14 protein-coding genes are annotated in these 13,205 nt (G+C 39.0%); 2 read left to right on the forward strand and 12 right to left on the reverse strand.

All coding sequences use genetic code 11. From position 1 onward, the window contains the following. Positions 1-17: 17 nt before the first annotated feature. The 8 genes from O3798_RS00965 to O3798_RS01000 all read right to left on the reverse strand — a co-directional run bounded on the left by O3798_RS00965 (position 18) and on the right by O3798_RS01000 (position 7,013). A complete protein-coding gene (locus tag O3798_RS00965; RefSeq protein ID WP_371462568.1) occupies positions 18-398 on the reverse strand; it encodes a rhodanese-like domain-containing protein in 381 nt (126 codons plus the stop codon). A gap of 60 nt (positions 399-458) precedes the next feature. Then, positions 459-1,427 (reverse strand): ROK family glucokinase, encoded by a 969-nt coding sequence (locus tag O3798_RS00970; protein WP_371462570.1) that lies wholly within the window; start codon positions 1,425-1,427, stop codon positions 459-461. A 45-nt stretch (positions 1,428-1,472) separates the two neighbouring features. Beyond that, complete coding sequence (locus tag O3798_RS00975; RefSeq protein WP_371445913.1) at positions 1,473-2,171, reverse strand: rhomboid family intramembrane serine protease; 699 nt, start codon at positions 2,169-2,171, stop codon at positions 1,473-1,475. Continuing rightward, positions 2,164-3,291, reverse strand: coding sequence for a 5-formyltetrahydrofolate cyclo-ligase (locus tag O3798_RS00980; RefSeq protein WP_371462572.1), 1,128 nt, complete (start codon positions 3,289-3,291; stop codon positions 2,164-2,166). Before O3798_RS00980 ends, O3798_RS00975 begins: the two co-directional genes overlap by 8 nt. 370 nt (positions 3,292-3,661) lie before the next feature. Further along, positions 3,662-3,982 carry a PTS lactose/cellobiose transporter subunit IIA gene (locus O3798_RS00985; protein WP_371462574.1) on the reverse strand — a complete coding sequence of 107 codons (321 nt, stop codon included), beginning with the start codon at positions 3,980-3,982 and terminating at the stop codon, positions 3,662-3,664. 1 nt (position 3,983) lies between these two features. Further along, the gene (locus O3798_RS00990; protein ID WP_048710215.1) at positions 3,984-4,286 is read right to left on the reverse strand and encodes a PTS sugar transporter subunit IIB; all 303 of its coding nucleotides are present in this window, start codon (positions 4,284-4,286) and stop codon (positions 3,984-3,986) included. 4 nt (positions 4,287-4,290) lie between these two features. Beyond that, positions 4,291-5,586: a PTS sugar transporter subunit IIC gene (locus O3798_RS00995; RefSeq protein WP_371462576.1), complete on the reverse strand. Its 1,296-nt coding sequence runs from the start codon at positions 5,584-5,586 to the stop codon at positions 4,291-4,293. A 17-nt stretch (positions 5,587-5,603) separates the two neighbouring features. Continuing rightward, a complete protein-coding gene (locus tag O3798_RS01000; protein ID WP_371462578.1) occupies positions 5,604-7,013 on the reverse strand; it encodes a glycoside hydrolase family 1 protein in 1,410 nt (469 codons plus the stop codon). Between the two features lie 156 nt (positions 7,014-7,169). Here O3798_RS01000 and O3798_RS01005 point away from each other — a divergent pair, with 156 nt between their 5' ends. Then, on the forward strand, positions 7,170-7,898 hold the full coding sequence (locus O3798_RS01005) for a GntR family transcriptional regulator (protein ID WP_371445920.1): 729 nt from the start codon (positions 7,170-7,172) through the stop codon (positions 7,896-7,898). 11 nt (positions 7,899-7,909) lie between these two features. Continuing rightward, positions 7,910-8,863 carry a type I phosphomannose isomerase catalytic subunit gene (locus tag O3798_RS01010; protein WP_371462580.1) on the forward strand — a complete coding sequence of 318 codons (954 nt, stop codon included), beginning with the start codon at positions 7,910-7,912 and terminating at the stop codon, positions 8,861-8,863. A 50-nt stretch (positions 8,864-8,913) separates the two neighbouring features. On the opposite strand, the gene pepF is transcribed toward O3798_RS01010, so the two are convergent. The 4 genes from pepF to O3798_RS01030 all read right to left on the reverse strand — a co-directional run bounded on the left by pepF (position 8,914) and on the right by O3798_RS01030 (position 13,200). Then, positions 8,914-10,707: an oligoendopeptidase F gene (gene pepF / locus O3798_RS01015; protein WP_371462582.1), complete on the reverse strand. Its 1,794-nt coding sequence runs from the start codon at positions 10,705-10,707 to the stop codon at positions 8,914-8,916. Positions 10,708-10,833: 126 nt separating this feature from the next. Continuing rightward, positions 10,834-11,325 carry a hypothetical protein gene (locus O3798_RS01020; protein ID WP_371445925.1) on the reverse strand — a complete coding sequence of 164 codons (492 nt, stop codon included), beginning with the start codon at positions 11,323-11,325 and terminating at the stop codon, positions 10,834-10,836. Positions 11,326-11,336: 11 nt separating this feature from the next. Next, positions 11,337-11,804, reverse strand: a complete 468-nt coding sequence (locus tag O3798_RS01025) for a helix-turn-helix domain-containing protein (protein ID WP_371462584.1) — start codon at positions 11,802-11,804, stop codon at positions 11,337-11,339. 193 nt (positions 11,805-11,997) lie between these two features. Further along, on the reverse strand, positions 11,998-13,200 hold the full coding sequence (locus O3798_RS01030) for a toxic anion resistance protein (protein ID WP_371462586.1): 1,203 nt from the start codon (positions 13,198-13,200) through the stop codon (positions 11,998-12,000). Between the last annotated feature and the right edge of the window lie 5 nt (positions 13,201-13,205).

The following is a 13,205-nucleotide window of genomic DNA, read 5'->3' on the forward strand; positions in this document are numbered from 1 at the left end:
ACTAGCTCTTTTTCATATTAGTTTTCTCTTTTTTTCACTTTACCGTTCCATGCTTCGAAGCCATGTTTTAAAATGAAAATATTTGTATATCCATTTTTCTTTAGACGGTAAGCACAACGACCAGCAATTGACACGCCTTCTTCATATAAATAGATTGGTTGGTCTTTACGTAATTCCATGTAACGTTCTTTAAATTGAGAATAAGGAATGTTACGCGCTCCTAAAATATGAGCTGCTTTGAATTCATCTTTTTCACGTACATCGATTAATTGTCCGTGACGTAAATCCTTTCCGAATTCTTCAGCGCTAACCACTTTAGCAGATGATTGACGCATCCAGATTAATACAAATAAGTAAATTCCGTAGGCCAATAATAGACCCATAATAATACTCCACATGAGACTAAACTCCTTCAAAAATAATTTTAATCAGACAAGAGATATTGTATCATGTTTCTTCTAATCTTTCAAAAGCACTAAAGAAGCTGCTCCAATGACTCCTGCATCGTTCCCAAGTTCTGCTAAACGTAAGTGTGTTGTTTCGCGAACTTGTGGGAATACTAATTGTTCATATTCTTTACGAACGCCTTCTAACAAGAATTCTCCTGCAGCGCTCACTCCACCACCGATAACGATGAAGGATGGATTTAACATATTCGCAACGTGTGAACATGCAATTCCTAAGTATTTTGAGAAATGACGAATCACGATTAATGCGAGTGGATCGTTTTGTTTTGCTAAATCAAATACATCTTTTGCACTCACGTCTTGTCCATCGTCAATTCTTGCTTTCAACTCTGAATCCCCAGCATATTCGTCAGCATAACGACGTGCTAAGTTCACAATACCAGTGGCACTTGCTACCGTTTCAAGACAGCCTTTTTTACCGCAAGTACATGCAAAAGGTCGTTCACTGAAATCAACGGCGATGTGTCCAAGCTCCCCGCCAGCGCCCGCTACACCATGAATCAGACGGTTTTCAGCGATAATTCCACCGCCAACACCTGTTCCAAGTGTAAAGAAGGTTACGTCTGGTTGGTCTCCACCAGCACCCATCCATTTTTCACCAAGTGCTGCTACGTTAGCATCATTGTCGATGAAGAACGGAATGTCAAGTGCTCCTTCAATTTTTTCTTTCAAAGGTTGTAATGTTTTCCAGTTTAAGTTGTAGGCACCAATAACTGTACCCTTCTCTCTGTCAACAACACCTGGAGAACCCATCCCTATACCAGCAAAGTTTTCATTTGTTAGTCCTAATAAGTCTAATCGATGACGAATTGAATCGATAATATCGTCCACAATGTGGCTTCCTTCGTCTAAAATGTTGGTAGGAATCGACCATTTTTGTTGAACTTCACCTGCTAGTGAAATAATCGCAAATTTGATGGAAGTCCCACCTAAATCAATACCAATAATTTTCTTTTCCATTGTATTCACTCCATGAAACTTGTATATGCTTACATTATAACAGCATTATCTTTTCATTCCTAGTGCAAAAAGTAAAATTGCGATGACAAAATACGCAACGATTCCCGCAATGCGTGAAGCAGGTTTCGTCAGGCGGTCCCCTCTGAAGCTAATCGCCATCATCACTAAGTACCCACCAACGAGTCCTCCTAAGTGTCCATAGTTATCGACGGCTGAATTAATAAATCCAAGGACAATATTGATAATGATCAGTCCTGCGTATTGCACGCCCATTTGCCTAAAAGAACGAATGTAGCCGTGTTTTCTTGATAAATAAACAACAGCTCCCATGAGTCCAAAGAGCGCCGTACTTGCCCCAGCTGAAATGCTAGATGAGAATGCAAAACTTGCAAGGTTCCCCATAATTCCTGATAACAGATACACCGCAAGGAATCTCCAGTGCCCAATTTCGTACTCCATCTGACGACCAATCATATATAAGAACACGCTATTAAATAAAATATGTTCCAGTCCAATATGTAAGAAAATTGGCGTTAAGAATCGATAATATTCATGTTGATGAATGATATATGGATTGAATTTCGCCCCGAAATTAACAAGAACTTGTCCATTCGTGCTACCACCTGCAAGCGTCATTACGATAAACAGCGCTGCTTGAATCGCTAAAAATAAATAAGTAAAGCTGAAACTCTCATTAAAGTTGCGCTTCATGCGTTCTAATTTCCAAGGGTTAATCTTAAACATCTCGAACCACTCCTTCACTTGTTATAATCGTTGGAATATGAATATCCGTTTCAAATACCGGCCAGTCGGCAACAGGCGTCACCTGTGTCGTATAGGCTAATGAGATGATGCGATAATCGTCTACCTTCTGTAAGGTTCTATCATAGTAGCCTCCACCAAAGCCAATACGGTCTCCTTTCGTACTATAAAGTAGTCCAGGAACAATGATTAAATCAAGGTCTTTAGCTTCAAATAGCGGATGCGTACTATCGATGACTGGTTCTAGTACCCCATATGAAGTACGTTTAAAGGTTGTTTGTTCATTCCATTCGACAAATACCAACGTCTTATCTGGCATCGTCACAGGAACAAATATTGTTTTTCCAGCGCTTCTAGCCTCTTGAACGATTAAATCTAATTGGAATTCCATTCGCATCGGCATCGTTAAGCCGACCGTCTTGGCCTCAATCCATTGCGGCATTCCTTTTAGCCATTCTACCACTCGTTTTTCTTCCGCGCGGCGTTTTCCTGGCGTCATCGCCTCTAGTTCTCTCTTTTGCTGAGCGCGTTTCAAGTTCTTCACGTCTTTTTGATACGTCTCGAAGAGTTCGGTAAATAACTTCAAGAATTCGAGTTCGACCGCTCGCATGCTTCTTTCTTGGAGAATTGGACTGCTGAGTAATGGCGCTTTTTCCATTATCGGTTCATCCGTTAAAATGATTGGCAATTCATTAGAGAGCATTTCATGATCAATTGCCCACACTTTCGCCCATTCTTTTTCTTCTAAATGTTGCAGGAAGAATTTCTCTTTAATCACTTCGAACAGATTATTTTCCATGATTTCGTACTCTGGCAATTGATTTTTCACAGGACGAATTAAGTCAGCGATATACGCTTCAGTCGCATCATGTAGTAAACATGCAAGGACGGTTCCTGTTTGGTAACCTCTGGCAATCGCTTCTTGGGCACAATTAATGCTATGTAATCCTACTGAATAAAAGAAACGAAGATGTCCGTTTCCTCGACACATCATACTTAAGGCATGAGCAATATCTTCAATGGCTACGTTGTCTGGAACCATTTCAAGCGGATTAAACACGAGCCCTGTATATGTATTCATAAATAATTTTTTGTCTTCCATATGTTCCTCCACGGTTGATGTCAGTTTATTTTATCATTGAATTCACGCGATTTAAAAGGATTTAGGTATTTCTTAATGATTCTGTTTCTTATGAATGTCTATTCTCAACAAAAAGAAAGATTCCTTCGAATCCTTACGGATATCTTCATAATAGCTGTAACGTTGCACCGGTTCGAGCCTAAGTCTCTCACCTTTAAAGCCTCAAAGGAGGTGTACGAAATGAATTCCTACACCTCCTAATTCGCATTTAATGCGTCGCACGTTACTGCTATTATAGAATCCGTAATCTTCTACGGAATCTTTTCTTTCTAAGAAGGAAAGTCAATAAAAAACACAGATCAGCAGAGATGCCAATCTGTGTTCTTATAAATCACTTTTGTTCGTATCGTTCACGATAAAGCTCAATCAACTCTTGAGCTAACAATTGAACGATTTCGGTTGAAGCCATTTGGTCCTCGGCATGCATGAACAGCAATGAAAATTCTGTTTTTTCTCCGCTGGCCTCTTTTTGAATGAGCTCTGCGTGAATTTTATGCGCCTCAACGAAGGCTTCTTCTGCTTCCACAAGTTTTGCTTTAGCATCTTCAAACAATCCTTTTTTAGCCGCTTGAATCGCTTCTACAAAACAAGATTTGGCTGCACCACTATTGGCAATCAACTGGAAACAGATGAGTTCCATTTCTTCTGTCATATTATTCTCCTATCAATGCCAAAGCTTGATCTAATACTTTAGGACCGTTCATCATTCCGTAGTCACGCATATCAATGGCATCTACTGGAATATCTCCTGCGATTTCTTTTACTGCAGGCAACTCGTAACGAATTTGTGGTCCAATGAGAATAACATCTGCTTCATGGATATTCTTTTTCGCTTCTGTAATGGATTTTGCTTCGATAGAAACTTCAATCCCACGTTCAGTCGCACTTTGTTGCATCTTTTTAACAAGCATACTCGTCGACATTCCCGCGTTACATACTAATAAAATTTGTTTCATAATCTTATCCCTTCATTTCTTGTTCAACTACTTTATCATTTACTTTGATAAATGGAATGTATAGAAGAACTCCAAGTGCAAAGATGACTAATTGAACTAGAATTGCTCTGAAGTCCCCTGCTGTTGCTAGCCATGCATTTAAGAAGACTGGTGTTGTCCAAGGAACTTGTACAAATGCTGGACTCATGAAGCCTGCAGCTGTTGCTAAGTAGCTGATTAAAATACCAAGAGCTGGAACAGCGATAAATGGAATCGCTAATGAAATGTTATAAACGATTGGATAACCGAATAATACTGGTTCATTGATATTGAAGAGTCCAGGTCCAAATGATAATTTAGCCACGTTTTTAGAAGCAGCGTTGCGGCTCACTAAGAATGTTGCCACTAATAAACATAATGTAGATCCACTACCACCCATTAACGCAAATGTTTGAACTTGAGATAAGTTGATGATGTGTGGAATCGCTTGTCCATTGTTTGCAGCAGCGATGTTTTCAGTGATGTTAATTAATAGTAATGGTTCTAGAATTGCACTGTAAATAACTGCTTGGTGAATACCAAATAGCCATAACATATTTCCTAGAGAGTAAATAATGATTACCCCAATTAAGCTTGTACCAATATGACGAATTGGTTCTTGGATGAAGACTGTAATAATTGAGATTAAGTTTGTTCCAAACATGTTGAATAATAATGCTGAAACTACCCCGAATAATGAAATAACTGTCATTACTGGAAGTAATACGCTGAATGATTTACCAACTGCTGGTGGAATGTTGTCCCCAAGATTAATTTGCAATGCTTTGACACTTGATAATTTGATGAATAGTTCTGTTGCAATAATCGCTACGATAACCCCTGCGAACATTGCGCCTGTCCCTGTGTTGTTAAATGAAAGAACACCTGAAATATTCACGGCATCTTTTGCGCCATCAGGAACAGCAGAAACTGTATTTGGCATCATAACAATTAAAGAAACTAATGATAGCATTGATGCTGCCAATGGGTTTTCAAAATCTCTGTTTTTCGCTAAGAAATAACCAACCATTACGGCAATAATAATACCTGAAATACTTAAAGTACCGTTTGCAATTGTAATTCCCCAATATTGGAATTTTGTTAATGTATCCCCTTGGAAAATCCACTTAAAGACTGTGTTGTTCAAAAGAACGATTAACCCTGCCAAAATATATAATGGCATTACTGTTGCGAATGCATCTCTGAGGGTTTTTAAATGAATTTGGTTCCCCAGTCTACCAGCAAATGCGGCAAATTTGTCAATAAATTTTGAGTTTTTCATCTGAATATCTCCTCTCTTTATTCCTCTACTTCTACTTCAAATCCGTTATTGTCACTAACGTTACGGTACCATCTTCCACTACTCTTGATAGTTCTCTTTTGCGTTTCTAAATCTACAGAAATAAATCCGTAGCGATTCTTGTAGGCATTATTCCAAGACCAGCAATCAAAAGCAGTCCATGTATGATATCCAAAACAGTTGCTACCTTCTTCAATCGCTTTATGTAGCCAAGTGAGATGTTCTTCGTAAAATTCAATACGATACACATCATCGATGACTCCATCTTCTCCAATGAAGCGACCTTCGTTTTCCACACCCATACCGTTCTCACTAATGAACCATGGGATATTGCCATATTCTTCCTTCACAATCATGGCGATATCATAAATGGCTTTCGGGAAGATTTCCCATCCACGATATGGATTCATGCGACGTTCAGGCCATTCATACTCTTTAAAGTATTGATCTGGCATCCAAGGTGTTTTGTACTCCTCTGGATTTGGCTGCGCCTGAACACGTTTTGGATGATAGTAATTCACTCCAAGAAAATCGACTGTATTTTCTTGAATGAGCTGCAATTCCTCTTCAGTATGACTCCATAACACGCCGTCCTCCTCTAGTCTTTTCACCAAGGTTTCAGGGAATGTTCCCTTCACCGCTGGATTCAAGAAGACTCTGTTAAAGAAATCATCTGTAAATTGACTTGCTGCTAAATCTTCTGGAGCATCACTTCTTGGGTAAGCAGGTGTTAAGTTTAAAATAATCCCAATCTTGCCATCCAAGCCTAATGAGTGATAGAGTTGAATCACTTTGGCACTTGCAAGATTTAGATTATAAATCACTTGAACAGCTTCTTTCCCTTTCCCTTTTAGGTTTGGATAATGGAATGCATATAAGTATCCTGCTTCCGGAATGACCATTGGCTCATTGAAAGTTGTCCAGTAATGAATCTTATCACCAAAACATTCAAATGCAGTCTTTGCAAACTTCACGAATAAGTCCACGACATGTTTACTTTCCCAGCCGCCGTATTGTTGAAGCAATTCAACTGGCAAATCGAAATGATGTAAATTCAATACAAGTTCAATATCGTTTTTCTTCGCTTCTTCAATAACAGCGTTGTAAAATTCCACAGCCTTTGGATCAGCTTCACCCGTTTCGAAGTCTTTAATCAAACGGCTCCATTGAATCGATGTACGGAATGAATTAAATCCAATCTCCTTCATCAAACGAAAATCTTCAGAATACGTATGATAAAAATCACTCGCCACATCCGGACCGACGCCATTAAAGAAAGCTTCTGGATCAGTTCTAAACCAGTAATCCATCACATTTTCATGTGCCTTATCGAATTGTCCTTCTGTCTGCGGTCCACTTGAAGCAGCACCCCACCAGAACCCTTGAGGGAAACGCAATTGTTTCTTCATAATTAACCTCCTTTCTGTAAACTCTTTCACATATAGTATATCACATTTTATTTATTTGTCTAGACAATAATTATAAATAGTATTCAAATTGTCGATTTTGCCTATTCATTCTACATTTGTTATAATATAGCTAGTTTAGAGAAAGGATGACATTCGATGAGCGTAAAGTATTTACAGATTTACCATGCGATTCGTGAAAAGATTTTAAGTAACGAATACGCCATTAACCAACAATTACCCGATGAAATCACATTAACGAAAGAATTTAATAGCAGTCGAATGACGGTCAAGAAAGCATTAGACTTACTCGTTTCCGAAGGGCTTATCTTTAGAAAACGCGGCCAAGGTACCTTTGTCCTCTCTCGCGGCACGTCTAAGCGAAAACTTATCGTTCCAGAACGCGATATTAAAGGACTCACGAAAATTTCTGAGGATACACACTCTACTGTTGAATCAAAAATCATTCATTTTAAATTAGAATTTGCTTCTGAATTCCTTGCAGAAAAATTACAAGTACCGGTGCAAAGTCCTGTTTATAATATTCACCGACTTCGCATCATCGACGGTAAACCGTATGTATTAGAGCAAACCTATATGAGTACGAGCGTCATTCCAGGAATTACTGAAGAAGTTCTATTAGACTCTATTTATCAATATATCGAAGGCAAACTAGGCTTACGAATCGCGAGTGCCACAAAAATCTTGCGTGCAGCGCCAAGTTCTGAAGATGAACAAAAATACTTACAGTTACTTCCGACAGAACCCGTCTTCGAAGTAGAACAAGTAGCCTACTTAGATAATGGCACTCCATTTGAGTACTCGATTAGCCGACACAGATACGATCTATTTGAATTCAATTCATTTGCACTAAGACATTCTTCATAGGAGGCACAACGATGACAACACCAATCTTTTTAAATGCCGTACTTCAAGAGAAAATCTGGGGTGGAACGAAATTGCATACGCTCTTTAACTTCACTCTACCTTCTGATAAGACAGGTGAAGCATGGATTATTAGCGCACATCCCAATGGGATTTCAACGATAAAAAGCCCTGCAAAATATGCAGGACTAGGGTTAGATGAACTCTATAAAGCTCATCCTGAACTCTTCAATGGGCAACAGTTAGCAAGCTTTCCTCTTCTCATTAAGTTGCTCGATGCGTCCGATGACTTATCGATTCAAGTGCATCCAGATGACGAGTATGCGCTAGAACATGAAGGCGAATATGGAAAGAATGAATGTTGGTATGTGGTTCAAGCTGAGCCAGGCGCAAAAATTGTCTATGGACATACGGCGATGACTCCTGAAGAATTTGCAGAGAAAATCGACAATGAAGCTTGGAGCGAGCTATTTACCGAAGTTCCTGTTAAAGCTGGCGACTTCTTCGATGTTCCAAGTGGTACGATTCACGCCATTGGTGGCGGTATTGTGATTCTTGAGACGCAACAAAATTCAGACACGACTTACCGCGTCTATGACTACAACCGTACCGACGATGCTGGAAATCCTCGTCCACTGCATATCCAACAAACAAAAGATGTCACAACCATTCCGCACAGTGTCCCAACAACTAACCAACACGTGATGACGACTGACAATGGAACAAGAACGACTTTTGTGGAGAACAAATTCTTTACGGTTTGGAAATACGATATCAACGGCGACTACAGCGATGCCCTCTCTTCTACTTATCACCTTGTGACGGTGTTAGACGGAAAAGGAACACTCACAGTCGACGGAATCGAGTATCCAATCCAAAAAGCAGATTCCTTTATTCTGCCTTCTGGAACACCTGAACTAGCCATTAACGGATCTGTTCAACTGATTGTGTCACAGTCAAACCAATAACCAAAAGCGAAAAAAGGTCAGTAAGGAAAACTCCTTGCTGACCTTTATTTTTATGCATTCAATTGTTTTGTAATTTCTACGATTTCGTCGATTAATCCACCGATTGTAGCAATCGTATCTTTCAGCGGTGCATCTGTAGAGACATCGACGCCTGCTGCTTTCGCAAGCTCTTCTGCGCTCTTCGTTCCGCCCATCTTCAATACTTCTACCCAAGTATTTGCGACACTTGAATCTTTTTGAATCATTTTCGCCACTTGTGTACCGATTGTTAACCCAGCTGAGTAAGTGTATGAGTAAAGTCCCATGTAATAGTGCGGTTGACGCATCCATGTTAACTCTGCACCTTCTGTAAGAACCACTTCTGGTCCCCAGAATTTCGCCAATGTTTCTTTGAATAAATGATTCAATGTATCCGCGTCTAAGCTCTTACCTGCGTCTACTAAGCGGTATACTTCGCGTTGGAAGTACGCTTCTAATAAGTGAGTCACAAAGTTATGGTAGTAAGTTTTAGCGACCATTTGAGATGAAATCCAACGCTTCATACGTAAATCATCTCCTGCTTTGTTCTTCAAGTAGAACTCAACCAATAATTCGTTTGTAGTTGATGGAGCTTCCACAAAGTACATGCTTGGACGACCATCTAGAATATTTTGGTTTTTGTACGCTAGTTGGAAGTGTCCTGCGTGTCCTAATTCATGCGCTAGTGTCATACAATCATTCATATCTTCTGTAAAGAACATTAAGATAAATGAGTTTGCCCCGTATGGTGATGAACAGAACGCACCAGTGCGTTTACCAATTGTTTCAGCGTAGTCAATCCAACGGTTATCGAAGGCTTCCTTCATAATTTTGAGGTAACCTTCGCCTAGAGGTGCTAATCCTTCTAAGATATATTGTTTAGCTTCATCATACGTTACTTTGGCTGCATAAGTTGGATCTACTTCCAGTTTCAAGTCTTCATAGCGTATTTCGTCTAATTGATAGATTTCTTTGATGAGACGTGCGAATTTACGCATATGTGGCGCTAATTCTTCCATGATGACATCGATTTGACGGTCATATAGTTCACGAGAAACTTTTTGACGGTCTAGTAAGTAGTCAAATACTGAATCAAACCCACGCAATGTTGCCATTGTTTTTTCTTTTTGAATTTGTGTGTTATACGCTGAAGCGGTGCTATGTTGATATTTGCGTAATGTGTCGCTAAATACTTTGAACGCTTCACGACGAATTGCTGTATTTGGTTCTGATTGCATACGGCCTTCAAAGCTGTTGTATGTCATCGGAATCACTTGTCCGTCTGCTTCTACGTCTGGGAAATGAATATCTTTGAATTTAATATCGTTGTACGCTTGGTAGCCAGCATCTAATGTATTTCCTAAAGCTGCTAGAGTTGCTTCCACGTCTTTTGATAATAAATGTTTTTTATCTTCTAAGAGACGTTCGATATATAAAGCATCTTCTTTATTCGCGCGTGCTTCTTCTAATACTGCATCATCCAATTGACTTAATTCAGATTCAAAGAAACTTAATTTGGCATCTAATCCCGCTAACACTGTACGTGTTTGAGCAGCACGTGTTTGCGCTTCTTTATCTCTTGTATTCGCGCTCACAGCAAGGTTGCAATACGCAGAAATTTGACCACGTTGTTCTAATAAGGCACGGTAAGTTGCTAAACCAGCATTTACTTGAGGTGCTGTTGTAATTTGCCCTTCGTATTCTTTTTGGAAAGCCTCTACTTTTCCTTTAAGGTCTTCTAACGCTTCGTTAAAAGCTTCTTCTGTTTCAAACAAATGAGTTAAGTCCCATGTTTGATTTACATCTACTTGACTTCTTTCAATCATATTCTCACTCCACTTTCTAAAGTCGTACTCCCATTGTACCACAGTTTTCATCTAATTTTCAGAAAACTTTAATTTAAATCAAAAAAAGTGTTACAGCCTTTCGACTGTAACACTGATTCATGTCTATTATTGTAACGCTCCGATTGCACGAGCGATTTCTTCATTAGAACTTCCTGGTTTAATTTCGAAAGTACCAGTCCAGATCTTATCAGCAATGTTATTTGTTGTTAAGTAATCTACGAACTCTTTAGCACTCTTAACTAATCCTGCTTTTTCTAATTTATCGGCAACATCATTTGATGATTCTCCTTCTTCAACTGTAATAGATACAGGTTTTGAAGATTGTGTAGTTGCTGCTTCAGTTGTTGAAGCTTGTGAAGTAGCTTTAGCACTTGATGTAGACGCTTTGCTACCAGATTCTTTTTCAGCTAATAAAGACTCGTAAGCGGCTTTATAGCTTGCTTCATTTGCTCCTTCAGAAACGATTGGCAAATTCACTGCATCTAATTGGCTCTTTAATGATTGTGGTACAAAAGGCCAAATCACAGTAACCAATGCTAAAATTAACGCTGCTAATAAGAAGCCCATTCCTAAAGAACGAAATTTCGTTTTACTCATGTTCTTCCTCCTTAATTTGCATCTGCTTCAAAATAATTATCGATTACCAATTGTACTGTTGAAACAGGTACGTTTAATTGTTCAGAAATTGATTCTACTGAATTACCGTGGCTGAATAATGTAATGATTTGTTGTTTCGTTACATTGTGTAAGCGACCAGATTCTTCTGCAGTTGCTTCTTCCACTGCTTCTGTTTCTTCAGCTACTGGTTCTGGTTTTTCAGCTACACGAACTTCTGCTGTTTTTGCAGCGCGAACTTCTTCATAAGTTGGTTCAACTGATGGTCCTTTGTATACAGTTGTTCCTTCTAATTCTTGAATTTTTTTCTTTAATGAATATACTTCACGGTTTAATTCTAATAAACCTTCTGCTAATTCATCGATTTCTTCTTCATTGTGGTTATCCTTTAAGAATAGTGAAATGAATAAGAAAAATACTGCTAATGCTAATAACGCGAGAACTACGACCCATACGTGCATTTTTTCACCTCATTAAATATTATTTTTTTCCTTTCATCCTATTTTAAATAATGTTAGCCAAAATATCAAGGTTCACGGCGAAGTTTATCATTTTGTTAACGAATTGAAACATTACACAAACCTCTTGAAACACAAAAAAATCTTTACCCTCCAGTCCTTATTCAGGAATAAAAGGTAAAGATTTCTATCATTATTAACCTCGCATTTCTTCCTTCACTCGTTTTTCTTTTTGACTTAAAACGAGTAAGTTTTCGCGGAGTTCTTGTTCCATTTGCGTCAATTCGTATTCGGCTTTTCTACGTTTTTGACGGCCTTCTTGTTGAATGAGAATCGTTTCTTCTAATGTTTCAATCAAGTCTTGTTGTGTCTTTTGAAGGGTTTCAAGATCGATAATACCGCGTTCATTTTCACGAGCTGTTTCAATCGTAGAAATCTTCAACATTTCAGAGTTCTTTTGAATCAATTGATTTGTCGTTTCAGACACTTGACGTTGCGCTGTCACGGCATCCTTTTGGCGAAGCAATGTCATCGCAATGGCAATTTGGTTCTTCCATAAAGGAATCGTTGTCGTAATGGAAGATTGAATTTTTTCCGCCAAGGTTTGATTCGTATTTTGAATCAAGCGAATTTGTGGTGCTTGCTGGATGGTCATTTGACGCGTCAATTTCAAGTCATGATTTCTCTTTTCAAGACGATCTAAGAATTGATGTAAGTCGTTGACGACTTGCACATCCATTTGGGCTCCGGACTCTTGCGCCTTTTGCATCGCTTCAGGAATCAGTTTTTGTTGCAACTCTTCAATCTTCAATTCCCCAGCAGCGATATAAATACTTAACGCCTCGAAGAATTCCTTATTACGTTGGTACAATTGTTCCAGTGACAAGTTGTCGTTTAATAATCCATTCTTTTCATGGTCTAATCGCACTGCAATCTTATCCACTTGAGAACCGACTTCTTGGTATTTTAATTGCATTTCGTAAATCGACTTCTTCACGCGCCCAAAGATTTTACGGAAGATGTTCGAATCTTGTGCCACAAGGTCGTTTGGGTTTGTCTCGTTGAGTCGCATCATCAACTCATTGAGCGTATCGCCGATTTCTCCTGTATCTTTATTTTGCACATGAGCCAGCATCGAATGAGAGAATTCACCAAGTTGCTTTTGCGCGCCAGCACCATAACTAATGATGGCCTGCATGTTCTTTTCATCGATTTGTTTTGCAAGAGCACGTGCTTGTTCTTGTTGTTTTTCTGGCAAAGTATCTACCAGCGCACGTTTAGCATCTAGTTGTTCTTGTGGAAAATCACTTGCCACATCTTGCAATGTCGTATTTTTTACTACGTCTTCTCCAAATGGGTTTTGAATGAGTGCATCTACCATTGATTTTTGTTCAGTCATTTTTT

Source organism: Granulicatella sp. 20925_1_45, assembly GCF_041433555.1.
Classification (GTDB): Bacteria; Bacillota; Bacilli; order Lactobacillales; family Aerococcaceae; genus Granulicatella.